The organism is Rhizobium sp. 05N49 (assembly GCF_056396805.1).
This window is the reverse complement of the sequence record NZ_JBFTME010000001.1, coordinates 251804-277825: the sequence shown is the minus strand read 5'-3', so window position 1 is coordinate 277825 and position 26022 is coordinate 251804. Positions and strand designations below refer to the sequence as shown.

Below are 26022 nucleotides of genomic sequence, written 5' to 3'. Positions count from 1 at the left end.
CAGGCCTATCCTTCAACGCCGAAGATGATCGCGAGGGCGCGGTTCTCATCGATGCCGTGCAGGCGGGCGAGATCTCCCACGGATTGATCCGCCTCCGCCTCTATGCCCCGCTGCCTGAGCCTGGCCAGGAGATCGGCCTGTGACTGACCGGTGACATCGGCAAGGGCCGAGAGAGGGGCGTAGACAAGCGCCTGTTCGATCGGGCGCTCCAGCTGCGGCCCGGTGATCTGCCCCCAGCTGAAAACGGAAGCGGCAAGTACCGTCGCGAAAACCGCAATGCTGTAGCGGCCCCAGCGCGCCTTCAGATGCGACTGGAAGGGCTTGATGTTGGCGACAATGTGGCCGATGGCGCCAATGACGAAAAACCAGGAGAACCATTGGTGGACGACGGTCATCAGGCCTCGTTCCCATTCGAAGAACATCATGACGCCCGTGCCTGCCATCAGCAGGAAGGAGCCGATCGTCAGGGGTGTCGCCCAGCTGCGTGTGGTGATCCTAGCGGCCATCGGAGCTGCTCCCGATGATCGCCGCGCGCGGTTCTGCTGCGCCGGCGCCGCACTTGCGTGCGCCGGTTGAGATTTGCTGTGCCATATCCACTCCATTATGTGTATAATGCACATATATCAGGGGCGGAGCATGCCGTCAATTAATATGTGTAAAATGCACATATCTTCATCCGCCGACGATTGTCGGCAGGGACGACGAGAGGATTGGCAGAGGGGCAGCTGGCGATGAAGGGGCGGGGCTGGCACAGCCCCGGCCGAGTTACGATTGAGCGCGACTTGCGGTCGTCGCTGAAATCGCCGTCAAGGTTTCCGCATCGCGGCCGTAGATGTCGTCGAAATAGTGGATGACGCCATCATCCGTCGGCCATGCGGTGAAATAGGAGACGTAGACCGGAACCTGTTCCGGAACCGGCATGTCCTTCTTGGCGCCATCGGCGATCTGCTGGTCGACGAACTCGACCGAGGTCTTGAGGACGGCGGCGGCCATCGCCTTCGGGTTTTCCAGGCGCACGCAGCCATGGCTGAACATGCGGTCCTGCGAGGCGAATTTACCGCGGGCAGGGGTATCATGCATGTAGATGTCGTGCGAGTTCGGGAAAAGGATCTTCAGCTGGCCGAGCGCATTATCGGGACCGGGCGGCTGGACGACACCGATATTCTCAAGTGGCTGCGACCAGTCGACCTTGGCCGATGGCATCGTCTTGCCCTTGACCGAGACCACATAGCCTTCCTTGTCGAGATAGGCGGGGTCGCGCTTCAGATGCGGCAGCATCTCGTTGCGGATGATCGATTGCGGCACGCCCCAGTCGGGGTTGAATTCGACCGTCTTGATCGAGGCGTCGAAGAAGTTGGTCTGGTGGTCCTGCTGTCCGATTACCGCCTTCATCGAGAGTGTCAGCGTGCCGTTTTCGTAATAATAGGCCATGTAGGCCGGCTGGTTGATGAAGACGTAGCGCTCCGGGAATTCCTGCGGCAGCCAGCGCATTTCCTCCATCGCCACGATCACCTTGTTGATGTTGGCGGCAGTGTCACCGCCCTGGCCCGATGTGCGCAGGTAATGCAACTCAGCGGCAAGCTGGGCGAATTTCGGATTGCTCGGCAGAAGGCGGTCGAAGACCACCATGAGGTCGGGCGTGGCCGAGAGTTGGGCGATCGTCGCCCTCAGATCGACCGGCTTGCGCTTGAAGTCATAATAGTTGGACAGCTTGTTGGGATCGATGCGGCCGCGGAAATTATCCTGCAGGAACATCAGCATCTTGCCCGAGAGGGAGGCTTCGAACTCGGCCAGTGCTCTCGCGCGGTCCGATCCTTGAGGAGGAGCAACGGCATAGTCGCCGGCATTCAATCCCCAGTCCTCAGCCTGCTTCAGGAGGCTGAGCGCCTGCGCGGCCTTGGGGGTCGGTCCCTTGCCATCGACCCAGATGAGCTTTGCCTTCGGCTGGGCGTAATAGGCCTCGACCGCCTCGGCGATGTCGTTGTTCATCAAGACTTGGAGGCCGTCCATCTCGTTCAGCACCTTGGCCTGATTGCCGCTGGCTGAATCAAAGAGGGCCGACAGCGACGCGCCCGTATCCTGCCGGAGGATATGGACGGGGCGGCGGGCTGGAACCGTATAGTTGGGCCTCGGGCTCGCCTGGGTGACGGGCGATGCCGGCAGCGGCTCGGCGCGCACGGCAATTGCACTCCCCGAGAGCACCAGAAGACCGGCGAGCGGTGCGATCCAGCGGGAAGATGTTTTCAGCGACATTCTGACGTCCTTGAAAGCTGATTGAAACACTGTCTCGGCGCGCAGTCTTGGGCCCAGCGCGCGGGCAGTCTGAGTGGGGGCATTGGCTGACTAAAGCGCCAACAATCGGGCAGAAGATGGGCATTGCTTGCGTCTGGCAAGTCCACATAAGCCAGAAGTCTTTGGAACGAAATCACTTTTTCGACAAATCAGCTGTGATCAGTCGACACTTCCGCCGGCGATGCCTTGCGCAGTCTCTGCGACAGGAAATCGATGCAGAGGCGGACCTTGGCGGCGGCAAGCCGGCTGTGAGGGAAGACGGCATGGATCGGGGCGGCGGCGAGCCTTGCGTCCGGCAGGACGATCTCCAGCGCACCGCTGTCGATGTCATCCTTGATGTCCCAGATCGACTTCAGCACGAGCCCGGCCCCTAGACGCGCCCAGCGATGGGCGAGCTCGCCATTGTTGGTGGTGAGCCTGGCGGTGACATTGGCGCTGCGCCCATCCGCAAAGGTCCAGTGCGTGTTGGGCGGCTCGCCGAAAGCGATGACCTCGTGGGTGGGCAGATCGTCGATCGTCTCGGGACGGCCGCGGCGGTCGAGATAGGCAGGGGAGGCGCAGATGACACGACGGTTCGGCGCGATCTGCCGGGCGATCAGGCTGGAGTCGGACAGCGCGCCGAAACGAATTGCGAGATCGTAGCCCGCCTCGACGATGTTCACCAGGCCGTCCTCTGTATCGAGATGGATGGTGAGATCGGGATGGGCCTCCCTGAATTCATGCAGGAGCGGTGCCAGCCAGCGGCGGCCAAAGGCATAGGTGGCGGTGACTTTCAGAAGGCCGCTTGCCGTATCCCTGCCGCTTGTCGCTTCGGTTTCGGCATCGTCGATCTCGGTCAAGATCTTCGAGCAGCGTTCGTAGAAGCGCGCGCCTTCTTCGGTGAGGGATAGGGAGCGTGTCGTCCTGTTGACGAGGCGCACACCGAGCCTTTCCTCCAGACGCGACAGCTTGCGGCTGACGACGGTCAGCGAGAAGTTCAGATCGCGGGCTGCACCGGAGAGGCTGCCGGCCTCAACCACGCGCACGAAGACCAGCATGTCGAGGAAGTTGTCGCTCATATTCTTGCTGATATCGCAAGAGACAGTCTACGACAATATCCATTCCGGCAAGAGCCCTGTCGCGCTAACTTCCAGCCATCGAAACAAGGCGGGATTGCCGCAAACCGGAGAAAAAAGATGACTTCGACCATGAAATCCTTGGCCAAACAACGCGTTCTCGTTGTCGGGGGTAGCTCCGGCATCGGCCTTGCGGTTGCGCAACAGGCGGCAGCTGCCGGTGCTGAGGTGACGATCGCTTCGCGCTCGGCAGAAAAGCTTGCCGAGGCTGCAAAGTCGATCGAAGGCAAGGTCGAGACGGCAGTGCTCGATACCGGCGATAACAGCAGTGTCGAAGCTTTCTTCGCTTCGCACGAGGCATGGGATCATGTCGTCATCTCCGCCGCCCAGACGCCGAGTGGGCCAGTGCGCAAGCTTTCGCTCGATGATGCTGCGCGGGCCATGGACAGCAAGTTCTGGGGCGCTTACCGGGTTGCGCGGGCGGCACGGTTTGCCGAGCGCGGCACGCTGACCTTTATTTCCGGCTTCCTCAGCGAACGTCCGTCAGCGTCTTCTGTCTTGCAGGGCGCCATCAATGCCGCACTGGAATCCCTGGCCCGTGGCCTGGCACTGGAATTGTCACCGGTCAGGGTCAACGCGGTTTCGCCCGGTCTGATCGACACGCCGCTCTGGTCGAAAATGGATGAGGGCAACCGTAACGCCATGTTCGAGCGCGTCGCAGGCTCGCTGCCGGCAAAGACGGTCGGGCAGGCCTCCGATATAGCCAATGCCGTGCTCTTCCTCATGACGACGCCCTTTGCCACCGGCTCCACGGTGCGCGTCGATGGCGGCGGAGTGATCGGGTGATGCCATGCAGCTCGATCATGTGACTTTGCGCACGGCGGATCTGGAAGGGACGCGACAGTTCCTCCAGGACCTGCTGGGCCTGACGGTCGGCTACCGTCCGGATTTCGGCTTTGCCGGCTATTGGCTCTACAATGACGGGGAACCCGTCGTGCATCTCATTCCGGGCGGCGGCAGGGCCATCGGCCGGGATGCTGAGGCGATCGATCATATCGGCTTCCGGCTGGAAGGCTATGATGCCTTCCGGGCTCGGCTCGACAATGACGGGATTGTCTATTCCACCATGGATCTTGTCGAGCTTGGCGAACGGCGCCTCTTCGTGCGCACGCCGGGCGGCATCCTGCTGGAACTCRTTTTTCGCGAGGGCGGGATGTCAGCGGCAAGGAAAGCCTAGCGCGCTCCAGGCGAATTCGACGCGGCAGGACGGCTTTCGATGCGCGCCCAGGCGGCATTTTCAGATATGCTTAATGGCTAATTAAGGGTGTCCGACTAATGTCTTGAGAAAGTGCTGCGGCTACCCGAAGTGGTCCGGTTCTTCCCACCTCTGAGGGTCCAAAGGCATGTCTCGCTTTCCCATACCCGGCCTCGACGCATCGGCCGTGCTTGATGCCCTGAGCCGGTCGCAGGCCATCATCGAGTTCGACCTTACCGGCACTATCCTGACGGCGAACGAGAATTTCTGCAGAGCGGTCGGTTATCGGCGCGAGGAAATCGTCGGACGCCATCACAGCCTGTTCGTCCTGCCGGAGGAGGCGGCCTCCAGGGAGTACAAGGCCTTCTGGGCGAAGCTGGCGCGCGGCGAGTATGACCAGTGCCAGTATCGCCGTCGGGCCAAGAATGGCCAGGAAATCTGGATCGAGGCCTCCTACAATCCGGTCTTCCGCTTCGGCAAGCCATACAAGGTGGTGAAGATCGCTACCGACATTACGGCGATCAAGCGCAAGAGCGCCGAAGACGAAGGCAAGCTTGCGGCGCTGTCTCGGGCGCAGGCAGTTATCGAATTTACGCCCGACGGCAAGATCCTCGGTGCCAACGAGAATTTCCTCGCCGCACTCGGCTACAGCGCGGAAGAGATCATCGGCAAGCATCACTCGATGTTCTGCGAGCCCGACTATGCCCGCTCCGCCGAATATCGCAGCTTCTGGGATGAGCTGCGCGCCGGCAAATTTGCGACCGGCCAGTTCATGCGGCTCGGCAAGGATGGCAAGCGCGTCTTCATCCAGGCATCCTACAATCCGATCATCGATCACCGAGGTCAGGTCTTCAAGGTCGTCAAATTCGCGATCGACGTGACCGACCGGATGGATGCGGTCGAGGAACTGGGAGCGGCACTCGAGCGGCTTTCCGAGTGCAATATCCGCATCACGCTGGACAAACCCTTCGTCGGCGAGTTCGAGCGGCTGCGGCGCGATTTCAACAAGTCGATCGGCGAATTCCAGAAGACGCTGGTCAATGTGCTCGGCCAGACCGGCGACCTTTCGAAAAGCAGCCAGGAAGTGCGTGAAGCTTCCGAACATCTCGCCGAACGCTCCCGCGAGCAGGCCACGGCGCTGGAAGAGACGACGGCGGCACTGGACGAGATCACCGCCACCGTGCGCTCATCGAGCGAGAACACGAAGGAGACCCGCCAACTCGTGCAGAGCGCCCGCGCCTCGACGGCATCCTCGACCGAGGTGGTGCGCCAGACCGTCAATGCCATGCAGCGCATTGAGACGGCGTCGGGCGAAATCAGCAAGATCATCGGCGTGATCGACGAGATCGCCTTCCAGACCAATCTTCTGGCGTTGAATGCCGGCGTGGAAGCKGCGCGTGCGGGCGAGGCCGGCAAGGGTTTTGCCGTGGTCGCGCAGGAAGTGCGCGAACTCGCGCAGCGCTCGGCCAACGCCGCCAAGGAGATCAAGGCGCTCATCAACAATTCCGGTGCGGAAGTTCTCGAAGGCGTGCGCCTTGTCGGCGAGACCGGCGAGGCGCTGAAGCAGATCGATGTGCTCGTGCGCCAGATCGACGGCAATGTGGACAGGATCGCCAAGGCCGCAGACGAGCAGACGACAGGTCTCGGCGAGATCAGCAAGGCCGTTTTGCGGCTCGACCGCCTGACGCAGGACAACGCCGCCATGAGCGCACGCACGACCGTCATCAGCGCCACGCTTGCCGTCGGAGCCGATGCGCTCGCCCAACTCGTCAGCCTCTTCAAGCTTAACCGCCGCGCCGTCCAGCGCGAGGACGGATCGTCCGTCAAGTCGAACTGGACCGGCAATCGCGGCGGCCAGGAGCAGGGGCGCAACGCAGCCTGAGGCGAAGGTGGCTTTTCACGGCGCTTGTGAGAAGCCGCGTTTCGGCACAGCACGAAGGCCTCTCTTTCAGGGCAGGCAGGATACCGCGAAACGAGTGCGACTACTTCCAGTTCCGCCGGCGTTCCAGCTCGGCCTCGGACGGATTGTCGTCGGCAAACGAGCCAGTCGGGACTTCGCCGCTCCGCTCATAGGTGGCGATGATGACGCCCTTGCTTGAGATCGACGAGCGGGCAAGCTTGAGGGCACCAGGCGTGGCGCCGCCCTCGAACAGGCGCTTGCCCTTGCCGAGTAGGAGCGGGAAGGTCATCACCGTCATTTCGTCGATCAGGTCGTTGGCAAGCAGGGTCTGGATGAGATTGCCGGAGCCCTGGATGAGCAGGTCGGGTCCATCCTCCTGTTTGATCTTCTTCAGGCTGGCGACGATATCGGAGCCGAGAGCCTTGCTGTTTTCCCATGTGAGCGTATCAGGCCGGTGCGTCGCCACGTATTTGGTTGCGGGGTTGAAGACGGCGGAGATCGAGTCATCCTGATAAGGCCAATGGGCGGCGAAGATATCGTAGGTCTTGCGGCCTAGCAGCAGGGCGAAGGGCTTTGCGAAAAGCTCGTCAATCACCTTGCCGGATTCCTCGTCCCAGTAGTGGAATACCCAGCCGCCGAAATTGAAGCCGTTGACGGGATCTTCCTGCGGGCCGCCCGGAGCCTGCATGACGCCGTCCAGGCTGACGAAGGTAGAGGCTATGATCTTTCTCATTATGGTCTCCTCGTGGTGATGGTCTTTCAGATGATCTCGGCCACAGGACGAATTGGGCGAGGGCTAGCCGACAAATACTGCGAAAATTTATGGAGACCGCGCCGTCTGCGCATGGCAGTTTCGGCGGATCGAAGGGCGGGGTGGCGATGCTGGATGTGACGCGACATCTGATCGACAGGGGCGACGGGGCGAATGTGGAGCTTTTTCAGGCGCAGCCTGAAAGCACTACGCCTGCCGGCGCAATCCTGTTTGTCCACGGCAACCAGGGTGGCCGTCTGATCGGCGCGCAGGAGACGGTCGATAGCGGCACGCTGCTTCGGTTCTGCTCCGGTTTGAATATCACCGCGGCGGCGGTCTCGCAGCCGGGCTTCGGAGCTTCTGACGGACCTGCGGATTTCTGCGGTCCAAACACCCAGCGAGCAATCGTGGCCGCACTCTCCTTCCTGCGGGAGCAGCCCTCTGTCGATGCCGGTCGTATCGTTCTTTACGGCAACAGCCGGGGAGCGGTTGCCTCAGCCATGGTCGCGGCCCAGGTTCCCGATCTCAGGGCCGTCATTCTGCGCAGCGGAGTCTACGATCTCAAGGCTGCCTATGAGGCGAGTTCGAAAGGTTTGCGGTGGGTGATCGAGCAGGAGGCCGGTCTGTCGAGCGAAGCCTTCCTGGCCCGCTCCGCCCTGCATCACGTATCAAAAATCCGGGCGGAAACCCTTTTGCTGCACGGGAGGCTTGATGAGCGGGCTCCCGTTGCCCAGGCCGAACAGTTCTCGGATGCGCTGACCGACGCCGGGGTGCCGGTGACGCTCCATGTCTTCGAGTGCGGGCACGACATTCCCCGGGAATATGCGCAGGCCGCGCAGCGCTCCTTCCTGCAAAGGATGTTCAATCCGGTTGTGACCTATCATTGAGCCGGCAGCCAGCCGCGCTGGTCAGTTGAGGCTGCGGAGGTAGGCGCAGAACATGTCCGACATCGCATCCGCGAAGGCCGAGATCTCACTTTCGTCACGCGCTGCCTCGGAAAAATCCTTTCCGACCGTGCTCATCGTCGTCATGATCAGGTCTCCGGCCATGGTCCGGATTGCGTCCGAGGCATCGGGCAGCGCTTCCCGCATGAACTGCTCGATAATGTCATCGGCGGCACCCCGTGCCTCCTGCGCTTCGGGAGCGTCGCGATAGAGGGGTGCGGCATCGTTAAGCGCCACCCGGACCGCGGCTTCCTCGCATTCGGAGCGGATGAAGGCGTGGACCAGAGAGCGCAGCCGGTCGAGCGGCGGACGGGTCTCGTCACCAAGGACGTCGCCCAGCAGATTCGAGGTCTGCCGCCATTCGTCGCTCTGCAGCCGGAAGAGGATGGCCGCCTTGTTGGGGAAATATTGATAGAGCGAGCCAACGCTGACGCCGGCTCTTTCGGCTACGCGAGCGGTCGTAAAACGCTGCGCGCCTTCCTGCGCCAAAACCTGAACAGCGGCTTGCAGAATGGCGTTTACGAGCTCGTTCGAGCGCGCCTGTCTCGGCGATTTTCTTGAGGAAATTCCATGGCTTGGACGTTCTGCCATATTGACGTTCCGCAAATGCGATTAGCGAATGCGACGGATTATTCGTATTTTCATTTCGAAAGCAAGCCATCCGAAATGAGGGATTTTCCTGATGAACACCATGACAAGCGCACCGCTCGCGCCGCTTCTCGATCAGTTGTTTGCCGAGGCCGACAGAGCCACCAGCCCGGCCATGGCCGGGCTCTCGCACGACGAGCGGGAGCGACTGATACACAGCAAGACCGAATATCTCGATTTCTACGGTCGCCTGAAGGATCTGTGGCTGCCCGTCTCGCGCCAGACCGGAGAGCTGCTCTACATGCTGGCGCGCAGCACCAACGCGAAGACCGTCGTCGAGTTCGGTACGTCCTTCGGCATCTCGACGCTCTATCTTGCCGCGGCCCTCCGCGACAATGGCGGCGGGCGGCTGATCAGCAGCGAATTCGAGGTCTCGAAGGTTGCGCGGGCTCGCCAGAACATTGCCGAAGGCGGCCTTGCCGATCTCGTCGAAATCCGCGCAGGCGATGCGCTCGAGACATTGAGCGCCGATCTTCCTGACAGTATCGACCTGCTTCTGCTTGACGGGGCGAAGTCGCTTTATCCCGAGGTGCTGGCGCTGGTCGAAAGCCGGCTTCGGCCTGGGGCGCTCGTCATTGCCGACGATGCCGATTATTGCCCGCAATATCTCGACCACGTGCGTTCGCCCACGAGCGGATACATGTCCACGCCCTTTGCCGACGACATCGAGCTGTCGATGCGCGTGGCCTGACTTCGACTAGTCTTCGCACAACACAATAACCTCAACACCGGCTGCCTGATGGCAGTCCGGCAATGGAGATCTCAGCAATGCACATATTCGTAACGGGTGCGACCGGCTGGGTCGGCACCGCCATCGTCGAGGAACTGGTCCGCGCCGGCCACAAGGTCAGCGGGCTTGTTCGCTCGATCGCAAAAGCAAAGGCGATTGCGGTCATCGGCGCAAAGCTCGTTCCGGGATCGCTCGATGACCTCGACCTTCTCGCCGAGACCGCGTTGAAGGCCGATGCGGTGATCCACACCGCCTTCAACCATGACTTCTTGAAATTTCTCGATAATGCGGCGCAGGACGAGCGCGCGATCCATGCGCTCGGGAATGCGCTTGCCGGGTCGGATCGCCCGCTCATCGTCACATCGGGTCTGCTGGGCTTTCCGCGGGGCGCCACGGAAGCGGACCTGCCGAACCCGGCGTCGCCGCGCAAATCGGAAGCCGCCGCCCGTGCGCTTGCCGGGCAGGGGATCCGTGCGGCGACGATGCGGCTTGCCCCGAGCGTGCACGGCATCGGCGATTACGGCTTCATCCCGATCCTCGTGCGCATCGCCCGCGAGACCGGCGTATCCGCCTATCCTGACGATGGGACGAATTGCTGGTCGGGCGTGCACCGGCTGGATGCGGCCCGCCTCTACCGCCTGGCGCTCGAAAGCGGCGTCACCGAAGCGGCCTATCATGCTGTCGCTGACGAGGCGGTGCCGTTCCGGCAGATAGCCGAGGTGATCGGACGCCAGCTCGGCCTGCCGGTGGAGTCTCGCCCCCGCGAACATTTCGGCTGGTTTGCCACCATGGCGGCAACGAACATGGCAGCCTCCAGCGCCCATACGCGCTGGCTGCTCGGCTGGCAGCCGACCTGCCGAGGCCTCATCGACGATCTCGACCAGCCTGGCTATTACGCGCGTTAGAACGTTTCCGTTTTTCTTCGAAACACGGAAATGTTCTAACTCTTTGTTTTCACGCAATTCCGGACACAAAACCGCAGCGCACTTTTGTTGGAATTGCTCTAGGCTCGCCGGAAGCCGTCAATGCCCGCCCATCGGCTGGCCGTCAGGCTGGTTGGGCGGGCGTCTCACGTAAAGAGATGCCACGACCGCTGCCAGCGAAATCAGCGCGCCGACGAAGAAGGCGGACTGCATGCCGCCGACTGTTGCCGTTGCGGCATCTGCCTCACCTTGAGTCAACACGCCGGCGCGCCAGGTCATGATGGCGACATAGAGCGTGGTGCCGGCGGCACCGGCGACCTGCTGGGTGGTGCCGATGATGGCGCTGCCGTGGGAATAGAGGTTCGGCGGCAGCGAGCCGAGGCTGACGGTGAAGAGCGGCGTGAACATCAGGGCAAGGCCGATGCTGAGCACGATATGGATGGCGAGCACGACCCAGACCGGAGTCGTCGTGGAGATGAAGGTCAGGCTCCACATCACGCCGCTGAAGAGGATGGCGCCGGGGATGACGAGGCGGGCAGGGCCGTAGCGGTCGAAAAGCCTGCCGACGAAGGGGGCGCAAAGGCCCATGATCAGGCCGCCCGGCAGAAGCAGCAGGCCTGTTGTCAGCGTTGTCTGGCCGAGGACCGACAGAAGATAGATCGGCAGCAGGATGAAGACACCGAACATCGACATCATCAGGATCGCCATCATGCCTGCCGCTATGGTGAAGGTCTTCGTCTGAAGAGTGCGCAGGTCGAGAAGCGCCCTTTCGTGCTTCTGCAGATAAAGCTGCCGCCAGATGAAGATGGCGATGACGGCAGCACCGGCAACAAGCATGACGCGGGGATCGAGCGGCGTCGCACCGCCCTCGGGCGCACCGAGCTCGCTGATGCCGAAGACGAAACTGCCGAAGCCGATAGCCGAAAGTATGACCGAGAGTATATCGAGCGGTGCCTTCGACGGCACGGTGACGTTCTCGATTTTCGCAGCACCCAGTGCCAGAGCCGCAAGCGCGATCGGCAGCACCAGCAGGAAGAGCCAGCGCCAGTCGAGCGAGGAGAGGATGAGGCCCGAAATCGTGGGGCCGATCGCCGGCGCGACGGAGATGACGATCGAGATATTGCCCATCGTCTTGCCGCGCGAATGCGGCGGCACGAGGTTCATGATCGTGGTCATCAAGAGCGGCATCATGATCGCCGTGCCCGAGGCCTGGACGATGCGGCCGACGACCAGCATGGGGAAGCCGGGGGCAAGCGCGGAGACCAGCGTGCCGGCGGAAAAGAGCGCCATGGCGAGGATGAAGACCGGTCGCGTGTTCAGCCGCTGCAGGAGATAACCTGTCACGGGGATGACGGTGGCCATGGTCAGCATGAAGGCCGAGGTCAGCCATTGGGCGGAGCTCGCGGGGATCTTGAGATCGGCCATCAGGTGTGGGATCGCCACACCCATGATGGTCTCGTTGAGGATGACCACGAAGGCGGAGACGAGCAGCAGGCCAATCACCAGCCTGTTGCGGGCACTATGGTCTTCGACCGGCAATTCGGCCTGTTCTTCGATCTCTGAAAGCAAAGGTTCACTGGTCATGGCGTTCCTATATCCATATCTGAAAGAAGGAGTTCTGCCTTAAGACGAAAGTGCCGGGCTGATTGCGACACGGGGTATGCGTATTTCCTATGTCTTTATGCTGTCGCTTGGATGCAAGGCGTTTTCTAGCGGAATCTGACCAAGTCTCTTTTCGATAGGTATGCCATAGGGGCTCCGGGCATGACTGCCAACAGTGTCCACGGCACAGTGCAAGCTCATGCAATCTGCATCACCGCAGCGCCGGCAGGCCCCATTCGTCCAGCGAAAAGGCTGCGGCCGGCAAGCGCATTTCGGAGAGATCGACCGGGCGGCGGCGGAATGATGTGGCGGTGTAGGGGAAGGCCAAATTCATGCCGCTGGCATCAAGCTTGAGCGGCAGGCCGTCAGGTGTGAGGCACTGCCTGTTTCCCGCGTCCTGAACTCCCGGCATCAGATCGAACCATTCGCAGGTCTCGCCGAGGATTGTTTCGCTTTTGTCGAGCGAAGTCCTTCCGGTTGCCTCATCGACTTTCAACGACGATGAGCCGTCGTCTGCCGGACGTGCGGCCGTGAGCCGGCGATAGCCGTCTGCCTGCTGATAGGAGACGCCCTGATCTTCGCGCTTGTTCCAGATCTTGATGCTGACGGAGCCATCGCCGTGCCGCTGCTCCCGGTAGTGCCAGGGATAATGCCGCAACAAGCGGATCGTCGCGCCGCCGGTGCTCTCCAGCGTGATGTCGAAATCGGGCTGGGAGGGATCGGCATTACTGCTCCGGATCGGTCTCAGCCAGTATTCCGGGGTGAGGATTTCCAGTGGCGGAAGGACCTCGGCGGGGGCGACGTCACGGCGGTCAAGGCTGACGAGACGGGTGTGGTAGATCGGCACGTCGTTCGGGGTCAGCAGCCTTGTCTCAATGACGATGCCGTCCTTGGTGGCGCAATTCTGCTCGCGCGAAATGAACGTCCCTGGTGAGGGCGGCCTGCTTACCGTTTCGATCCATGTGCAGCCTTCGCCGGCGATGGACGAGACCTCCGCGAGTGGCTGCGGCGCGTCCGCTTTCGCGATGTCAGGTTTGCGGGCGCGAAGAAGAAGCTCGAGATATGTAATTTCACCATCCGCCTGCCTGCTCCAGCGCAGAACGGGCCTGGCCTCATCCGGTCCGAAGCCGATGCTGGTCCGGCCGCCGCGCAGYGTCTCGCTCAGAAACATGCCGTCGTGATGGATGATGGTGACAGTCGGGTCGACCGGCTTGCCATCCTTGTCGAGCGCCTGCATGACGGCGACGTAGTCCGGCTGGAGCGGGGAGGCATCGAGCGTCGATTGTGCAACCGCGGCCTTCGTAAAGGCCATGCAGACGATTGCCCCTGTTATTGCTGCTGTCTTCATTGCCTCTCGGGTCTTCGAACCTGCGCGCGTCATCGCGCCGCCGAAGCAGATGACGGTTCTACCGAGAAAATCAATGCAGTCTATGTCTTTTGCCCCAAAAGGCGTCCTTCAATGGACAATCGTCAGCGCCGCGATACCCGCCTCGTCGGCGGCGCGCAGAAATGCTTCCCGGAACTGTTCCGGAGCCACTTCTCCACAGATGGCGTCGATGCAGGCTTTGACGGCGATCATGTATTCCTCGCCATCATCGAAAGGCCAATCCCGGATCAGCAGATATGCGGCATCGCCGAGGGTACGCACGACAGTGTGCGTCTCCCGACCGCGCAAAACCAGCCCGACCGGCGCGAATACCGATGACGTATTCCAGCTCATTGTCCTCGACCCCTCAAGGCACGGAGATTGAGACCCTCAAACACACTATACGCGTGAATTATGAAATTCGGAATTGCGGAATGCGTGAATGTTGAGTGCGTGACTTATTTGCCGCGGCCAAAAGAAAGGGCGCTCCACGACCTGATGTCGGAGCGCCCTGTGGCTGCATCGGCGTCAGTTGCGGCGGAGGCCGATGGCAGGCGAGATCAGAAGACCGCATTTGGAACGAAATGGCAACGCTCGGCGCCCGGCGACGCCTGCAAGCGGTCTGCAGTCCACAAGATTTCCACAGGTTATCCACAGGCACGGCCCGATCTCGGCCAACGCTTTCAACAACATATGCCAGATCACGACCGGCGTGCTCCAGATGGGTGATGTGACTCTCGGACGACACCGGGAATATCTTCCGGGCAAACTGCCCTAAAGGCCACAATGCCGGGCTATGGTGTCCCTCCCTCCTTGAGCGCTGGGCGGCGGACGCTCGGAGGCGGGAGGCGGCAGGCATACATGAGGGCCTGCCGCCTTCATCATCTGCCATTTCGGCCGGATCCGCGGATTTCAATGGAATTTTCGAGGTTTGCGTCTTCGCAAATAAAAAGGACCCGCTCACCAGGGAGCGGGCCTCAGGGGTGCCCGGAGTCGGACGGGCATCGCGGAAAAACGGTCGGTCAGATATAGGCCGCAGCATCGACGCTCCAGGTTTCCGACATCTTCGATGTCGGGAAGCTGCCATCGCCTGCGGGACGGGCGTGCTGACGGGCTGCAGCGTCGAGCAGGGCTGCAAAGGTTGCCAGACTGATCTTGTCAGCGCGAAGCATCTGGCGGATCAGTGGATCTCTCAGCATTTCCGATGGTGTCATCTCGTGCATGGTTATCTCCAGTGACTGGTTTCCGACGCTTGCGGCATTCTAGATCCGTATTGCTATCAATGCATGTCGCAGCGATGGCGAAAAGACGGCATTTGAGGTTCATTCGGGCTAGCTCCAATGTGCGATTGGTCTGCCATTTTATCGGATGCTACCGTAGCGCCTGAGAAGAAACCGTAGGGGAGGACGGTCATATGGAAGGCAGGCATGGGGGAGCAAGAATGTTCGACGAGATCATCGTGCGGATGGCCCCGCGAGAGACTGACAGCAGCACGACCAACGGCAAACCCCTGCATCTCATGGACTTGATATATGCGCCGGCCGTATTGAAGGCCCGGCCCGCAAAGGTGCGCAAGCGCATCGGCAAGAGGAGAATGGCAAAGCTGGACCTATGACATCAGGCCTTGGCAACGCAATTTTGACCATGAACGTATTTTCTGACGTTCACTCACATTTCGCCGATTGCATGTCTGCGGGAAAGCCGCTTTCTTGTCATCCTCATCCCTCTTTCAGAGACCTCACGACCGCAATGAACCGTTACGACATCGAGCGCCGGAATGACGACGACTGGACTGTGATCGACCGGCTGACGGGCGCACCCGTGCCGCATCTGCCGGAAAAACTCGGAAGCAGGCTTGAAGCCCAGGCGCACGCCGATTTTCGCAACCGGCTGGCCATCCCGCAGCAGGAGCGCATACGCTCCCGCCTCGATACGCTGCGGCTCGCCTGGCAGGCGCTGACCGGCAAGCGCATACGCTAGAGCGTTGTAGCCGCCGGGCATAAAAAGGCCCGCCGAAGCGGGCCAACAATTGGGAAACAACAGGCTGGATCGCACGACGCCCGTGTGGTGCATGCTTTTATCAAAGAAAAGGACGCCGTACGGTCCGGGTATCAGACTGCAAGCGGCGCCAAAAGTTCCCGGTGGTTGGCGATATTTTGCCACGTCCGCGCGGCATCGATCGATGCAGACCTCGCGCGCCTCACCAGCGAAGAATTTTCCGGCCAAGCAGGAACCCGGCTGCCGTCGCGACCAGGATGCCGATCGAGTACCATGTCGCCAGAAACAGCGGGCTGTCATCGGGGCAGTGCCAGGCATAGATGGCGGCCGCAATGCCGCCTGCGGCAAGACCCGCCACCGCGCCCGCCGTGCCCGGATTTTCCGGCGCCCCCTGACGGACCGAATAGAGGATGGCGGCAAGCGGCGCGATCGAAAGCGTCGGCACGAAGAACAGGCAGAAGGCGGAAAAATGCCCCTCCATGCTCGCCGCCCAGTCCGCCTGCGGCACGACGAAGAGCTCGGTCGCAATACCGGCGATCAATACCACCAGCGGCAGGATGAGGGTCAGGGCCGCGGAGCGCAAGGACAGGCCGGGTTTGCCGATCCGGAAGGCGAGGCGGGTGGCCGTCACGGCGATCAGCAGGGTGGTGCCGAGCTTGAAGAGGACGCGCGGTGTCTCGATCATCTCGGCCATATTTCTGCGGATGCCGATGGTGGAGATGAGAAGTGCGGCTGAAATCACCACGCCGATGGCAAGCGCGATCATGAAGACGCGACCGAAGCGGATGCGAACGCGCGCATCCTTTGCCAGCATGTTGATCAGGTCATCCGTTTTCACGCGTATTGCTCCGATAGAGGGCCGCCAATCCCTTGAGCGCCCTGTGCAGCGCCACTCGCACGGCGCCTTCCGTCATCTGTAGCCGCTCGGCCGTTTCGCGGATGCCGGCGCCGCCGAGCGAAATGGATCGCACGATCTCGCGCTGCGGGTCGCGCAGGCCTTCCAGCATGCGGTCGACATCGATGCGATCGGCGCCATCCTCCTGGTGGTCGGCTTCGAGCGTCTCCATCACATCCTCGATCGGGACCGAGACATGGCGGCCGCGCCGGCGCAGGCTGTCGATCAGCTTGTTGCGCACGATCGTCGAGAGCCAGGGACCGATGGGGCGGGAAATATCCCAGGTCCCGCGCTTCAGGTGCACTGCCAGCAGAACTTCCTGCACCACGTCTTCCACCTCGCTCGGCGGGGCACCGAACTGGTCGCAGCGCCTGCGCGCGATCGAACGCAGATAGGGTGTCACGGCCTTCAGGAAACGGTCATAGGCCGTTGCGTCGCCGGCGATCGCCGCGCGCATCCAGGCCGCCCATTCCTCTTCGCGGGCCGAATATTTCATCCGCTACTCACCTCTACGCACGGAGCCACGTGTTTGTTACCGTCATCCTGAAAAATTTGATGACGCGGCGCGTGAGGCAGAGCCGGCGTCGGCGCCTATTGAGCGCATCGGCGGGCAAACGGCAAGAGTGGTGCGGCAACAAAGCGCAAAAGCCGCCCGGCGCGATGAGGAGCCGGGCGGTTGATCATGTCGATGACTGACGTCGAGTGTTCTAGCTTTTGGCAGTGCCTGACATCCGCACGATCAGATGGTCGAGCGACAGGCGGCCGGGCCCGTAGCGCATGATGGCAAGGGCCATTGCCGCCCAGGTGATGTGGATCGGCCAGCCATCGGGCACCGTCAGTTCGACGATCAGGGTCATGAACAGCAGGCCGAGGCCGGCAAAGCGGGTAGCAAGACCGAAGACGAGCAGCGTCGGAAAGGTGATCTCGCCGCAGCCGGAAAGGAAGGCCATGACCGCGGGCATCGGGAAGGGATAGGGGCCACCCGGCAGGTGCAGCATGAATTCCTGGGTGAAGAGATCGATTGCCGTATCGTTCAGCTGCAGGAAGCCATCCCATTTCAGGATGCCGGAACGCCAGAAGGGAACGGCAAGCGCCACGCGGATGACGGCCTGGACGATATCGGGCTGGGCGACGGCCCGGACAAGTCCGTCGGCCGTCGCCACCAGCCTCGTCAGCGGGGAGAGAGCGCCGTTGCGAGGCTTGTTGTGGGCATTGGAGTCAAGCATATCAGACATTGGAATTCTCCAGTTCGATCGCGGAAAAAGCGCCGGCTGCGATCGTCTCGCCGATGGCGGCGGACAGATCGAAGGCAGGCCAGGCGTCGAGGCCGGCTGCCACGGCTGCGGCAAGGCATTCGCCCGAGAGCAGCGCATTGAAGAAGGCGGCTCCGCCCGGCGGCAGGAGGCGTACTGTGACGTCGTCGTCGATACGGGTAATCAACCCGTCCTCGGGGCGATTTTCGACGCGGGTAACGGGATCCGTGCCGCGATTCATGGCAAAGATGGTGACGGCCGGATAGGCGGATGAAACCAGCCGCGTTGCCGGATGCGGACGAAACGTTACGCCGCCCAGTTCTTCCTGCGGCACGGCGGCGAGTGTTTCGGCCGTCAATGCAGCCGCATCGGCGGCGTGATAGGCATCCAGCCAGGCGCGCTCGATGCGCGCCACGTCCGAAAGCCAGGGCATTTCCTGCGCATATTCGTAGCGGTCGATGAAGTCGGGAAAGTCACGTCCGTATTCGAACAGCAGCCGCGAGGAGGGCGGCGTCTCGCGCACATGAAAGCGGGCCATGGCGCGGAAGAAATCCGGCCCGGTGATACGCTCGACCGCCGGGAAGATCGACGACAATGCGGCAATCAGGCTGACGGTGACATTGTTGCGATAGACATTGTATCGCTTCTCCGCCCGTTTGCCGCGCGGGCCGGTGACCAGAGCAGGCGCCGGGGCATCCGGATTGAGCAGCGTGGCGGAGAACTGCCCGGCGAAATCTGGCAGCATTGGCCGGATCGGCACGATTTCAGCCGATCGCATGGGCAGTTCCCCTGTTATTGGCATGGCGATCCAGAATGGCCTGCGCAGCCAGGGCCTCGGCACGCAGCACCGGCCAGTCGGGGATCTTGCTGTCCCATTCGATCAGGGTCGAGATCGGCCCGCATCTGGCAATGACGATCTCGTAAAGCTGCCAGACGGCATCGGCGACCGGGCCGTCATGGCTGTCGATCAAGAGCAGCTCGCCCTCGTCATCCTCCTGTTCGGCGTGGCCGGCGAGGTGGATCTCGCCGACCTGAGACAGCGGGAAGTCACGCAGATATTCCAGCGCCGAAAAGCCGTGATTGGTGGCGGACACGAAGACATTGTTGATGTCGAGCAGCAGGCCGCAGCCGGTGCGCCGCGCGATCTCGCGAATGAAATCCGTCTCGCTCATCGAGGATTCCGCAAAGAGCACGTAGGTAGATGGGTTTTCCAGCAGGATCTGCCGGCCGATCGCGTTCTGCATCTCATCGACGTGATCGCAGACATGGGCGAGCGTCGCACCGGTATAGGGCAGCGGCAGCAGGTCGTTCAGATAGGTATCGACATGTGTTGACCAGGCGAGATGCTCTGAAATCAGCGCCGGCTCATAGCGGTCGACGAGGTCCTTGAAGCGCCTGAGGTGTAGCTTGTCGAGCGGCTGCGGGCCGCCGAGCGACATGCAGACGCCATGCAATGAAATCGGGTGGTCGCGGCGCACTCTTTCGAGTGCGCGATGCGGCGGGCCGCCGGCGCCCATGTAATTCTCGGCATGGATCTCGAAGAAGCCCTGCGGCCCCGTTATGGCCGAGATCGCCGCAAGATGCTCCGGCTTGAAGCTGGTGCCGGCCACGCCGGCAAGCTGATATGTCGGAAAGCGGAGGGTGCTCTCCGTCTCCATGGGAAGGTTGGACGCCTTGTCGACGTTTTTCATCTTCGCCTCCGCTTTCCTTGATCCTGGTCTGATTGCGGGCGGCTTAGATGTCGCGCGTCAGCGGCTTCAGCGAACCGTGACGGCCACCTGGAATATCGAGCGAGGCGCAGGTTCCGCCCTGGACGAATTTCCACGAATTGCCCTGGAAGTCTTTCACCGAAGTTCCCTGGCAGGTCGTGCCCGGGCCGGCGGCGCAATCGTTCTGACCCTTGAGCGCAACGCCGTAGCACTTCTCCTTGTGGGCGGCGGTTGCAGCAGCAGCTTCAGCCTTGGTCAGCGGGGCGGCACTGGCCATCGTGGCAAGAGCTGACGTGATCGCGCCGGCAAGAAGGGCGGTGCTGATGGAAGTCTTCAACATTGGTAGTCTCCGTTGCTTGAAACGCCCCTGTTTCAGCGGGGCACGTCGAGGTATTCGCAACGGGAAAGCGGGTTGTTACAGGCGTGGCGGTAACGAAGGCGTGATGTTGTTTTGGGGCGCGCGGAAGGTGCCTCCCCGCAACGGAATCGTTTTGCGGGGCGCAAGGACGATGCTTATGCTGGTGCAATCATCCGTTCGATCCCAGTTTGCGGTCAGGCTCCGATATGTCGATCAAACCTCGAAACGTGCTGTTTGTCTGCAGCCAGAACAAGCTCAGAAGCCCCACTGCCGAGCAGGTGTTTTCTGCGCGCGAGGACATCGAGGTATCGTCGGCGGGGACAAACAACGATGCCTGCAATCCGCTCGATGCCGAACAGGTAGAGTGGGCCGACATCATCTTTGTGATGGAGAAGGCGCATCGCGGCAAAATCACCCGCAAATACCGCAAGTCGCTGAACGGCAAGCGCATTATCTGCCTCGACATTCCCGATGACTACGAATTCATGGATCCGATGCTGGTCAGGCTACTGGAACACAAGGTTCCCAGATATCTGTGAACCGACTGATCCGGTCGGACATTAGCAGTGCTGTTGCGCTCTACCGATCGCCGGCGATATCGAACACGAGCAGACCGGGGGCTTCGAGTGGGAGCTGTGCGACGACGTCTCCCGCGGGGTTCAACACAGCCGTCGGTCCCCAGGAAATGCGTCCCTCGCGTTCCCCCGTCACGTCGGCGGAGATGAGCCACAGGCCGGTTTCCCGGCAGCGCTCGCCTCTGGCGGCGTTGTGCACGTCCCGGAATTTTTCGGCATTGGCGCGCGGCATCATGTTGTTGGCGCAGCAGACGAGGAGGGATGCGCCTGTGAGTGCGACCTTGCGGGCGGCATCGGGGAAGCCGGTGTCGTAGCAAATGTTGATGCCGAAGCGCAGGCCACCGACCGTGAAGACTGATGTTTCGGCGCCCGGCTGGAAGAAGCTTTCTCCCTTGAGCAGGTGCGCCTTGCGATATCGGCCGATCAGCTTGCCGCTTTCGATGACGACGGCGGTGTTGAACAGCGCTTCGCCTTCAGCTTCGATCATGCCCATGACGATCATGGGGCCGGCATCGGCGAGCCGGCTCATGACGGCGGCGAATGCAGGGGATCCGAGATCCATGGCGGCTCGTCGTGCCGTTTCGGGCTCAGTCAGATAGCCCTGCAGAAAACCTTCCGGAAAGCAGAGGAGGCGGGCGCCTTCCGCTTCGGCCTGACGGATCATATCGAGCGCGCATGTCAGGGCGGCCTCGACATTTTCGCGATATTCCAAGGTCTGGGCGGCGGCGATGCGGACGGTTTTCATTCCGGGTTCCGGTTGTTCTCGCAATTATCCGTATCCGAGCAGGCGAGCATCCGTCCACCATGATCGCCACTTCCCATGCCGAGGCCGAAGAGATCGTTTCCGCGGTGTCGGGCGGAGCGGAAGAGCTGACTGCGATCGACAGCCACCCATCTATCGATCGGAGTTTCGAAGGTTTAAGATTTCCACGGGGAAGGCGGGATAAGGCTGCGGGGATGGACCGGCTGGATGCGATGCGCGTGTTGCTTGCCGTTGTCGATGCCGGCAGCCTGTCGGCGGGCAGCAAGCGGCTGAATGCGCCGCTGCCGAGCGTCAGCCGCAAGGTGGCAGAGCTRGAGCGGTCGCTCGGCGCCAGTCTCGTCATCCGCACCAGCCGGAAGCTGCAGCTCACCGATGCCGGGCGCGATTATGTGGAGGCGGCGCGCAAGATCATTGCCGATATGGAGGAGGCGGAGCGCCGGGCTTCCGGCGAATATCAGCGGCCGCGGGGAACGCTGACGATCACCATGCCGGTGGAATTCGGCAATCGCTATGTGCTGCCGATCGCGCTGGATTTCATGGCCGAGCATCCGGAGGTTTCGCTGAACCTGCTCTCGCTCGATCGCACCGTTCATCTCGTCAGCGAGCAGGTGGATGTCGCCATCCGGCTGGGGGCGCTGGCGGATAGCTCGCTCTATGCCGTCAAGGTTGCCGAGTTTCGGGTCCTGACCTGCGCGAGCCCGGATTATCTCAGGCGTTGCGGGTGTCCGCAGCATCCGGGGGATCTGCCCGATCATGACGGGATCATCTTCAACAGCAGGACATTTTTCTGGACCTTCGATATCGATGGCCGGCCGGTGGAGGTGGTGCCGCGCCATCGCATAGAGGTCAATACGGCGGCAAACTGCGTTGCCGCCGCCGTGGGCGGAGCCGGCATCGCCAGGCTTTTCGATTACCAGATCCCCGGCGAACTTGCCGCCGGTTCGCTCGTGCCTGTTCTTGACGGTTACACTGGCGCGCCGCAGCCGATCCATATCGTCTATTCGCGCCAGGGTTTCCTGGCGCTCAAGGTGCGCTCCTTCATCGACTGGACCCTGCCGCGGCTGCGCGAAGCCTGCCGGAGCTATGGTTCAATCCAGTAAGGCACGGATTTCGGTGACGATCCGTTCCGGTGCCTGCAGATGCGGATAGTGGCCGATGCCGGGCAGGACGTCGAACGGCGCGCCGGTCCTTTCGGCAAATTCTGCGCCCATGCGGCTGTCGATATAGATGTCCTTTTCGCCCCAGATCACCTTTACCGGCGTCCTGAGCTTGCCGAGGTTTGCTTCCAGAAGATCCTGGTCGCGGGTGAAGGCCGCGTAATAATGGTAGAAGGCATCGGCGGAGGTGAGGGCGCCGTTGCTCCAGCCGCGGACCATGTCTTCCTTCACGCCGGCAGCGAGATCGAACTGCTCGTCCTCTGCCAGACCGCGCCTGTAGACGTTTTGAAGGATCTCGTCGCTCGTCTGGTTCATGACGGTGCGGGTAAGGGAAGCCGCCGGCTCGCTCTTCAGGTTCTGCAGGCGCTCATGCATATAGGCCGGTCGGTTGAAGGGGGCGAAGTCGCCAACGATAATGCGCCGTGCGATATCGGGCTCGTCGAGTGCCAGGAGCAGGGCGGGCAGGGCGGCGATATCGGCGGCATAGATCGTCAGCTTCGAGCGGTCGATGCCTGATTTGTCGATATAGGCCTTCAGCACGCCGGCATAATCACGCGGCGAATAGGAGAAGTTTTCGGGCCGCGACGACAGGCCGTATCCCGGCCAGTCGAAGGCGTGCACCTCGAATTCATCACCGAGCGCGGCCGCCATGTCACCCCAGACGGCAGCGGTTTCGGGAAAGCCGTGCAGGAAGAGCACGGTGCCTTTCGCGGCCGGATTATGCACGACAAACCGCCTGAGGGTGATATCGCCGCCGATGGCAATGGTGCTCGCTTCAGGCCTTGCGGCTGCAATCGCGCCGGCGCTTGCGGGTGTCAGTGTGGCGCCTGTGATTGCGGCGGCGGCGAGCAATGCTCCAAGTGACGATGTCATCATGTCCGTTGTCCTTCTCTCCGGCGGCCGTGCTGGCTGTTATTGAGCCTCGTGGTCGCGGCCGGGTGAATTCTCGATGACAAGGATCGTGCATCGCGCCTGGCGCCGGTAGAGCGCATCGGTGAGAGCCTGCCTCTCACTTTCCCGCAGTACCGGATGATCCGTCCACGCCGTAAATCGTCTCCATCCGCGGCGCCGGGGAATGGCCCGCGTCCACCGCAGGCAGCAGGCAGAGGCCGTGCTGTCGCATGAAAGGATGATGAGACATGAACGACATGACCGTAAATCTGAAAAGCGCCGGGCCTCAAAGAGTGCGCGGCCTGCCGGGGCATTCCACCGTCGGCACCAATAATCTCGAGGCTGCGGCCGAATTCTACGACAGGCTCATGGCCGTCTTCGGCATTGGCCGGTTTCTGGTCCAGCCCGGCAGGGCCGTCTATTACGGCGAGCGCACGCTGGAATTCGGCGTGATAAAGCCCTTCGACGGCCGGCCGGCCAATGTCGGCAATGGCGGCATGGTGGCTTTCGAGGCACGCTCTCGCGCTCAGGTGCGCGAAGTCCATGCAACAGCGCTGCAGGCAGGCGGTTCGGACGAGGGCGCGCCAGGGCCGCGCGGGGAGAACGGCGAGGGGCCTTACTGCGCCTATTTCCGCGACCCCGAGGGCAACAAGTTCCTGGTTTACCGGGCCGGGCCTGACGAAGCCTGAGATCGCTTCCGGTCCATTTCAGGCGCATGTTGCCAAGCGTCTGAAATGTGGCCGCGAACCTTCCGATGGAATGGAGGCATGTCATGAAATCAGGGCAATCAATCGAGACGTTGAAGATGTCGCGGCGTTCGCTGCTATTTGCGGGCGCGGCGGCCGGGGTTGCGGCGACGCTTGCTTCGGTTGCGGCTGCGGCCGATCCGGTCGCGGCGGAAGCGCCGACCGGCGAAATCCGGCCGTTCCGGGCCAATATTCCCGAGGCCGCACTTGCCGATCTCAGGCGGCGGCTTGCCGCCACCCGCTGGCCTGACGGGGAAACCGTGCGTGACCGTGCGCAGGGTGTGCAGCCGGAGCGGCTGAAGGCACTCGTGGACGAGTGGCAGTCTTCCTACGACTGGCGCAAGGCGGAGCAGAGGCTGAATGCCTTTCCGCAATTCGTGACCGGGATAGACGGGGTGGATATCCACTTCATCCATGTGCGCTCCCGCCATGAGAACGCCCTGCCGCTGATCATGACGCATGGCTGGCCGGGATCGGTGTTCGAGCTGATCGATGTGATCGGCCCGCTGACCGATCCGACCGCGCATGGCGGTACGGCTGGCGATGCCTTCCATCTGGTGATCCCATCGATCCCCGGCTTCGGCTTCTCCGGCAAGCCCACGGAAAAGGGCTGGAACCCGCAACGCATTGCGGCCGCCTGGGACACGCTGATGAAACGGCTCGGCTATACCAGCTATGTCTCGCAAGGCGGCGACTGGGGTGCGATCATCAGCGATGCGCTGGGGCGACAGGCGCCAAAGGGGCTGCTCGGCATTCACGTCAACAGGGTCGAGCGCGCCACTACCTTTCCGCCCGACGCCGCTCAGGCGCTGATGAGCGGTGCGCCGGCGCCCGACAGCCTGTCACCGGAGGAGAAGGTGATCTTCGCGGAGGCCCGGGATTTCCTCGCCAATGGCTTCGGTTATGCCGCGATCATGGGAACGCGGCCGGAAACGATCGGCTACGGGCTTGCGGATTCTCCCGTCGGGCTTGCGGCCTGGCTCTATGACAAGATTGCCGACTGGGTGTTTACCCGCGGAGATCCCGAACAGGCGCTCGGCCGGCAGGCCGTTCTCGACAATATCACGCTCTATTGGCTCACCAATACCGGGCCTTCGAGCGGGCGCATCTACTGGGAGAATGTCGCAGGGGGAGCGAAGCTGGAACCGGTCAAGGTTCCGGTCGCCGTCACCGTCTTTCCCGGCGAGGTCTACCGGCCGCCGCGGCACTGGCTCGCCAGGGCCTACCCGCAGCTGATCTATTACAATGCGGCTGAAAAGGGCGGGCATTTCGCCGCCTGGGAGGAGCCGCAACTCTTCGCCGGGGAGGTCCGGGCCGCGTTCAGGACCTTGCGCTCCTAGAAGATCGCATTTCTCCACATCGATGGGGAACATCGGGCTTTTTCGTCCGTTTGCGGAGAGGAAAACCTGGAGGAGGAATCCCGATGAGCAATCTCCGCAATGACAGCGCTCCCGCATTCTCAGGCGGCGGGGGCCACAGTACGCTCAGTGCCTTCTTCGACAGCCGTGACGACGCCGAACGCGCGATCGACCGGCTCAAGAACCTCGACATCAGCAATGTCCGAATGATGCCGGGATATGAAGCCGACGGCGACAAGGCCGGCGTTGCCGGGGACGACCGTGGCGGCTTCTGGTCGAAGCTGGAGGACTGGCTTTTCCCTGACGAGGACCGGTCGGTCTATGCCGAGGGCCTGCGCCGTGGCGGCTTTCTTATCTCGGTCGAGGTCGACGACGCGACCTACGGCATCGCCCACGATATCCTCGATGACGAAGGCTCCATCGACATGGATGAACGTGCCGACCTCTGGCGCGCCGAGGGCTGGAACACGAGCAAGTCGAACGAGGCTTTCGCAACATCGCAATATGATGCAAGCAGGGCTCGCGAGGCGGATGAGGCCGAGCGGGCGCGGCAGGCGCGTGCCGCACAGGACGACGTCTTTGCCGCCGATGCCGCAGGCGTTGCCGGCCCGGCGATGCCTGCCGGACACTACACCCGCCGGCTCGATCCCAACTCCCCGCGCGTCCGCGCCTATGATCTCGACGACGAGGCGCCGCTCGATCAGGATCTGCGCGATGACATCGCGCCGACAGGACATCACCGCACGGTGGAAGAGTCCCAGGAGCGCGCGGAACGCGAGCTTCGCCAGGCTCAGGATATCGACGGGATGCGGCAGGACCAGACGCTGCCGCGGGGCCGATAGCGATTATAAAT

The 26022-nt window shown here is 62.2% G+C and carries 30 protein-coding genes; 13 read left to right on the top strand and 17 right to left on the bottom strand.

All coding sequences use genetic code 11. The annotated features are described in order from the left end of the window. Positions 1 to 5 precede the first annotated feature (5 nt). The 3 genes from AC1DF8_RS01465 to AC1DF8_RS01455 form a co-directional block, all read right to left on the bottom strand. Positions 6 to 506 carry a DUF4405 domain-containing protein gene (locus AC1DF8_RS01465; protein ID WP_477994747.1) on the bottom strand — a complete coding sequence of 167 codons (501 nt, stop codon included), beginning with the start codon at positions 504 to 506 and terminating at the stop codon, positions 6 to 8. Between the two features lie 259 nt (positions 507 to 765). Then, positions 766 to 2253 (bottom strand): L,D-transpeptidase family protein, encoded by a 1488-nt coding sequence (locus tag AC1DF8_RS01460; RefSeq protein WP_112969382.1) that lies wholly within the window; start codon positions 2251 to 2253, stop codon positions 766 to 768. A 188-nt stretch (positions 2254 to 2441) separates the two neighbouring features. Continuing rightward, positions 2442 to 3350: a LysR family transcriptional regulator gene (locus AC1DF8_RS01455; protein ID WP_477994746.1), complete on the bottom strand. Its 909-nt coding sequence runs from the start codon at positions 3348 to 3350 to the stop codon at positions 2442 to 2444. Between the two features lie 129 nt (positions 3351 to 3479). Between AC1DF8_RS01455 and AC1DF8_RS01450 the strand changes: the two genes are divergently transcribed. The 3 genes from AC1DF8_RS01450 to AC1DF8_RS01440 all read left to right on the top strand — a co-directional run bounded on the left by AC1DF8_RS01450 (position 3480) and on the right by AC1DF8_RS01440 (position 6484). Next, positions 3480 to 4193, top strand: a complete 714-nt coding sequence (locus AC1DF8_RS01450) for an SDR family oxidoreductase (RefSeq protein WP_477995056.1) — start codon at positions 3480 to 3482, stop codon at positions 4191 to 4193. Positions 4194 to 4197: 4 nt separating this feature from the next. Continuing rightward, on the top strand, positions 4198 to 4584 hold the full coding sequence (locus AC1DF8_RS01445; protein WP_477994744.1) for a VOC family protein: 387 nt from the start codon (positions 4198 to 4200) through the stop codon (positions 4582 to 4584). 166 nt (positions 4585 to 4750) lie between these two features. Next, a complete protein-coding gene (locus AC1DF8_RS01440; RefSeq protein WP_112969385.1) occupies positions 4751 to 6484 on the top strand; it encodes a methyl-accepting chemotaxis protein in 1734 nt (577 codons plus the stop codon). 100 nt (positions 6485 to 6584) lie between these two features. On the opposite strand, the gene AC1DF8_RS01435 is transcribed toward AC1DF8_RS01440, so the two are convergent. Further along, on the bottom strand, positions 6585 to 7235 hold the full coding sequence (locus AC1DF8_RS01435) for a dihydrofolate reductase family protein (protein ID WP_477994742.1): 651 nt from the start codon (positions 7233 to 7235) through the stop codon (positions 6585 to 6587). Positions 7236 to 7381: 146 nt separating this feature from the next. Between AC1DF8_RS01435 and AC1DF8_RS01430 the strand changes: the two genes are divergently transcribed. Then, positions 7382 to 8140 (top strand): alpha/beta hydrolase family protein, encoded by a 759-nt coding sequence (locus AC1DF8_RS01430; RefSeq protein WP_477995055.1) that lies wholly within the window; start codon positions 7382 to 7384, stop codon positions 8138 to 8140. A gap of 21 nt (positions 8141 to 8161) precedes the next feature. Here AC1DF8_RS01430 and AC1DF8_RS01425 read toward each other — a convergent pair whose 3' ends face one another. Then, positions 8162 to 8788, bottom strand: a complete 627-nt coding sequence (locus AC1DF8_RS01425) for a TetR/AcrR family transcriptional regulator (RefSeq protein ID WP_477994740.1) — start codon at positions 8786 to 8788, stop codon at positions 8162 to 8164. A 91-nt stretch (positions 8789 to 8879) separates the two neighbouring features. Here AC1DF8_RS01425 and AC1DF8_RS01420 point away from each other — a divergent pair, with 91 nt between their 5' ends. Together AC1DF8_RS01420 and AC1DF8_RS01415 are read left to right on the top strand one after the other, a co-directional pair. Beyond that, positions 8880 to 9536 carry an O-methyltransferase gene (locus tag AC1DF8_RS01420; protein ID WP_113115085.1) on the top strand — a complete coding sequence of 219 codons (657 nt, stop codon included), beginning with the start codon at positions 8880 to 8882 and terminating at the stop codon, positions 9534 to 9536. Positions 9537 to 9613: 77 nt separating this feature from the next. Next, entirely contained in the window at positions 9614 to 10480 is an 867-nt protein-coding gene (locus AC1DF8_RS01415; protein WP_477994737.1) for an SDR family oxidoreductase, read from the top strand. 117 nt (positions 10481 to 10597) lie between these two features. Here AC1DF8_RS01415 and AC1DF8_RS01410 read toward each other — a convergent pair whose 3' ends face one another. From AC1DF8_RS01410 to AC1DF8_RS01395, 4 genes are all read right to left on the bottom strand, one after another. Continuing rightward, positions 10598 to 12082 (bottom strand): DHA2 family efflux MFS transporter permease subunit, encoded by a 1485-nt coding sequence (locus AC1DF8_RS01410; RefSeq protein ID WP_112969389.1) that lies wholly within the window; start codon positions 12080 to 12082, stop codon positions 10598 to 10600. 229 nt (positions 12083 to 12311) lie between these two features. After that, positions 12312 to 13448 carry a hypothetical protein gene (locus AC1DF8_RS01405; protein WP_477994735.1) on the bottom strand — a complete coding sequence of 379 codons (1137 nt, stop codon included), beginning with the start codon at positions 13446 to 13448 and terminating at the stop codon, positions 12312 to 12314. A 108-nt stretch (positions 13449 to 13556) separates the two neighbouring features. After that, complete coding sequence (locus AC1DF8_RS01400) at positions 13557 to 13820, bottom strand: DUF982 domain-containing protein (protein ID WP_018115171.1); 264 nt, start codon at positions 13818 to 13820, stop codon at positions 13557 to 13559. Between the two features lie 668 nt (positions 13821 to 14488). Next, positions 14489 to 14689 carry a hypothetical protein gene (locus AC1DF8_RS01395; protein WP_018115173.1) on the bottom strand — a complete coding sequence of 67 codons (201 nt, stop codon included), beginning with the start codon at positions 14687 to 14689 and terminating at the stop codon, positions 14489 to 14491. A gap of 218 nt (positions 14690 to 14907) precedes the next feature. On the opposite strand from AC1DF8_RS01395, the gene AC1DF8_RS01390 reads away from it, so the two are divergent. Beyond that, on the top strand, positions 14908 to 15081 hold the full coding sequence (locus AC1DF8_RS01390) for a hypothetical protein (RefSeq protein WP_477994732.1): 174 nt from the start codon (positions 14908 to 14910) through the stop codon (positions 15079 to 15081). 134 nt (positions 15082 to 15215) lie between these two features. After that, positions 15216 to 15446: a hypothetical protein gene (locus tag AC1DF8_RS01385; RefSeq protein ID WP_477994730.1), complete on the top strand. Its 231-nt coding sequence runs from the start codon at positions 15216 to 15218 to the stop codon at positions 15444 to 15446. A 220-nt stretch (positions 15447 to 15666) separates the two neighbouring features. Here AC1DF8_RS01385 and AC1DF8_RS01380 read toward each other — a convergent pair whose 3' ends face one another. The 6 genes from AC1DF8_RS01380 to AC1DF8_RS01355 all read right to left on the bottom strand — a co-directional run bounded on the left by AC1DF8_RS01380 (position 15667) and on the right by AC1DF8_RS01355 (position 19661). Further along, positions 15667 to 16302, bottom strand: a complete 636-nt coding sequence (locus tag AC1DF8_RS01380; RefSeq protein ID WP_018115176.1) for an NrsF family protein — start codon at positions 16300 to 16302, stop codon at positions 15667 to 15669. Further along, positions 16289 to 16855, bottom strand: a complete 567-nt coding sequence (locus AC1DF8_RS01375; RefSeq protein WP_018115177.1) for a sigma-70 family RNA polymerase sigma factor — start codon at positions 16853 to 16855, stop codon at positions 16289 to 16291. The genes AC1DF8_RS01380 and AC1DF8_RS01375 overlap by 14 nt, the downstream gene beginning before the upstream one ends. Before the next feature lie 211 nt (positions 16856 to 17066). Then, complete coding sequence (locus tag AC1DF8_RS01370) at positions 17067 to 17585, bottom strand: DoxX family protein (protein ID WP_477995054.1); 519 nt, start codon at positions 17583 to 17585, stop codon at positions 17067 to 17069. Position 17586: 1 nt separating this feature from the next. After that, positions 17587 to 18390 carry an HvfC/BufC family peptide modification chaperone gene (locus AC1DF8_RS01365; protein WP_477994728.1) on the bottom strand — a complete coding sequence of 268 codons (804 nt, stop codon included), beginning with the start codon at positions 18388 to 18390 and terminating at the stop codon, positions 17587 to 17589. Next, positions 18377 to 19303 (bottom strand): MNIO family bufferin maturase, encoded by a 927-nt coding sequence (bufB, locus tag AC1DF8_RS01360; protein ID WP_477994726.1) that lies wholly within the window; start codon positions 19301 to 19303, stop codon positions 18377 to 18379. Before bufB ends, AC1DF8_RS01365 begins: the two co-directional genes overlap by 14 nt. A gap of 43 nt (positions 19304 to 19346) precedes the next feature. Beyond that, positions 19347 to 19661 (bottom strand): BufA1 family periplasmic bufferin-type metallophore, encoded by a 315-nt coding sequence (locus AC1DF8_RS01355; RefSeq protein ID WP_018115181.1) that lies wholly within the window; start codon positions 19659 to 19661, stop codon positions 19347 to 19349. A gap of 224 nt (positions 19662 to 19885) precedes the next feature. Here AC1DF8_RS01355 and AC1DF8_RS01350 point away from each other — a divergent pair, with 224 nt between their 5' ends. Then, positions 19886 to 20218, top strand: a complete 333-nt coding sequence (locus tag AC1DF8_RS01350) for a low molecular weight protein tyrosine phosphatase family protein (protein WP_477994724.1) — start codon at positions 19886 to 19888, stop codon at positions 20216 to 20218. A 40-nt stretch (positions 20219 to 20258) separates the two neighbouring features. On the opposite strand, the gene AC1DF8_RS01345 is transcribed toward AC1DF8_RS01350, so the two are convergent. Then, complete coding sequence (locus tag AC1DF8_RS01345; protein ID WP_477994722.1) at positions 20259 to 20999, bottom strand: carbon-nitrogen hydrolase family protein; 741 nt, start codon at positions 20997 to 20999, stop codon at positions 20259 to 20261. A gap of 212 nt (positions 21000 to 21211) precedes the next feature. On the opposite strand from AC1DF8_RS01345, the gene AC1DF8_RS01340 reads away from it, so the two are divergent. Next, positions 21212 to 22117: a LysR family transcriptional regulator gene (locus AC1DF8_RS01340; RefSeq protein WP_477995053.1), complete on the top strand. Its 906-nt coding sequence runs from the start codon at positions 21212 to 21214 to the stop codon at positions 22115 to 22117. On the opposite strand, the gene AC1DF8_RS01335 is transcribed toward AC1DF8_RS01340, so the two are convergent. Beyond that, entirely contained in the window at positions 22106 to 23050 is a 945-nt protein-coding gene (locus tag AC1DF8_RS01335; RefSeq protein ID WP_477994721.1) for an alpha/beta fold hydrolase, read from the bottom strand. The genes AC1DF8_RS01340 and AC1DF8_RS01335 overlap by 12 nt on opposite strands. Positions 23051 to 23313: 263 nt before the next feature. On the opposite strand from AC1DF8_RS01335, the gene AC1DF8_RS01330 reads away from it, so the two are divergent. The 3 genes from AC1DF8_RS01330 to AC1DF8_RS01320 all read left to right on the top strand — a co-directional run bounded on the left by AC1DF8_RS01330 (position 23314) and on the right by AC1DF8_RS01320 (position 26011). Then, positions 23314 to 23754 carry a VOC family protein gene (locus AC1DF8_RS01330; protein ID WP_477994719.1) on the top strand — a complete coding sequence of 147 codons (441 nt, stop codon included), beginning with the start codon at positions 23314 to 23316 and terminating at the stop codon, positions 23752 to 23754. An 83-nt stretch (positions 23755 to 23837) separates the two neighbouring features. Then, positions 23838 to 25151, top strand: coding sequence for an epoxide hydrolase family protein (locus AC1DF8_RS01325; protein ID WP_477994718.1), 1314 nt, complete (start codon positions 23838 to 23840; stop codon positions 25149 to 25151). Positions 25152 to 25234: 83 nt separating this feature from the next. Next, positions 25235 to 26011 carry a hypothetical protein gene (locus AC1DF8_RS01320; RefSeq protein WP_112546899.1) on the top strand — a complete coding sequence of 259 codons (777 nt, stop codon included), beginning with the start codon at positions 25235 to 25237 and terminating at the stop codon, positions 26009 to 26011. Positions 26012 to 26022: the final 11 nt, after the last annotated feature.

Excerpts from the sequence above, each read along its gene's own strand:
- AC1DF8_RS01465 (WP_477994747.1), bottom strand. The coding sequence starts at position 506 with ATGGCCGCTAGGATCACCACACGCAGCTGGGCGACACCCCTGACGATC.
- AC1DF8_RS01460 (WP_112969382.1), bottom strand. The coding sequence starts at position 2,253 with ATGTCGCTGAAAACATCTTCCCGCTGGATCGCACCGCTCGCCGGTCTT.
- AC1DF8_RS01455 (WP_477994746.1), bottom strand. The coding sequence starts at position 3,350 with ATGAGCGACAACTTCCTCGACATGCTGGTCTTCGTGCGCGTGGTTGAG.
- AC1DF8_RS01450 (WP_477995056.1), top strand. The coding sequence starts at position 3,480 with ATGAAATCCTTGGCCAAACAACGCGTTCTCGTTGTCGGGGGTAGCTCC.
- AC1DF8_RS01435 (WP_477994742.1), bottom strand. The coding sequence starts at position 7,235 with ATGAGAAAGATCATAGCCTCTACCTTCGTCAGCCTGGACGGCGTCATG.
- AC1DF8_RS01430 (WP_477995055.1), top strand. The coding sequence starts at position 7,382 with ATGCTGGATGTGACGCGACATCTGATCGACAGGGGCGACGGGGCGAAT.
- AC1DF8_RS01425 (WP_477994740.1), bottom strand. The coding sequence starts at position 8,788 with ATGGCAGAACGTCCAAGCCATGGAATTTCCTCAAGAAAATCGCCGAGA.
- AC1DF8_RS01420 (WP_113115085.1), top strand. The coding sequence starts at position 8,880 with ATGAACACCATGACAAGCGCACCGCTCGCGCCGCTTCTCGATCAGTTG.
- AC1DF8_RS01415 (WP_477994737.1), top strand. The coding sequence starts at position 9,614 with ATGCACATATTCGTAACGGGTGCGACCGGCTGGGTCGGCACCGCCATC.
- AC1DF8_RS01410 (WP_112969389.1), bottom strand. The coding sequence starts at position 12,082 with ATGACCAGTGAACCTTTGCTTTCAGAGATCGAAGAACAGGCCGAATTG.
- AC1DF8_RS01400 (WP_018115171.1), bottom strand. The coding sequence starts at position 13,820 with ATGAGCTGGAATACGTCATCGGTATTCGCGCCGGTCGGGCTGGTTTTG.
- AC1DF8_RS01395 (WP_018115173.1), bottom strand. The coding sequence starts at position 14,689 with ATGCACGAGATGACACCATCGGAAATGCTGAGAGATCCACTGATCCGC.
- AC1DF8_RS01390 (WP_477994732.1), top strand. The coding sequence starts at position 14,908 with ATGTTCGACGAGATCATCGTGCGGATGGCCCCGCGAGAGACTGACAGC.
- AC1DF8_RS01385 (WP_477994730.1), top strand. The coding sequence starts at position 15,216 with ATGAACCGTTACGACATCGAGCGCCGGAATGACGACGACTGGACTGTG.
- AC1DF8_RS01375 (WP_018115177.1), bottom strand. The coding sequence starts at position 16,855 with ATGAAATATTCGGCCCGCGAAGAGGAATGGGCGGCCTGGATGCGCGCG.
- AC1DF8_RS01370 (WP_477995054.1), bottom strand. The coding sequence starts at position 17,585 with ATGCTTGACTCCAATGCCCACAACAAGCCTCGCAACGGCGCTCTCTCC.
- AC1DF8_RS01365 (WP_477994728.1), bottom strand. The coding sequence starts at position 18,390 with ATGCGATCGGCTGAAATCGTGCCGATCCGGCCAATGCTGCCAGATTTC.
- bufB (WP_477994726.1), bottom strand. The coding sequence starts at position 19,303 with ATGAAAAACGTCGACAAGGCGTCCAACCTTCCCATGGAGACGGAGAGC.
- AC1DF8_RS01355 (WP_018115181.1), bottom strand. The coding sequence starts at position 19,661 with ATGTTGAAGACTTCCATCAGCACCGCCCTTCTTGCCGGCGCGATCACG.
- AC1DF8_RS01350 (WP_477994724.1), top strand. The coding sequence starts at position 19,886 with ATGTCGATCAAACCTCGAAACGTGCTGTTTGTCTGCAGCCAGAACAAG.
- AC1DF8_RS01345 (WP_477994722.1), bottom strand. The coding sequence starts at position 20,999 with ATGAAAACCGTCCGCATCGCCGCCGCCCAGACCTTGGAATATCGCGAA.
- AC1DF8_RS01335 (WP_477994721.1), bottom strand. The coding sequence starts at position 23,050 with ATGATGACATCGTCACTTGGAGCATTGCTCGCCGCCGCCGCAATCACA.
- AC1DF8_RS01330 (WP_477994719.1), top strand. The coding sequence starts at position 23,314 with ATGAACGACATGACCGTAAATCTGAAAAGCGCCGGGCCTCAAAGAGTG.
- AC1DF8_RS01325 (WP_477994718.1), top strand. The coding sequence starts at position 23,838 with ATGAAATCAGGGCAATCAATCGAGACGTTGAAGATGTCGCGGCGTTCG.
- AC1DF8_RS01320 (WP_112546899.1), top strand. The coding sequence starts at position 25,235 with ATGAGCAATCTCCGCAATGACAGCGCTCCCGCATTCTCAGGCGGCGGG.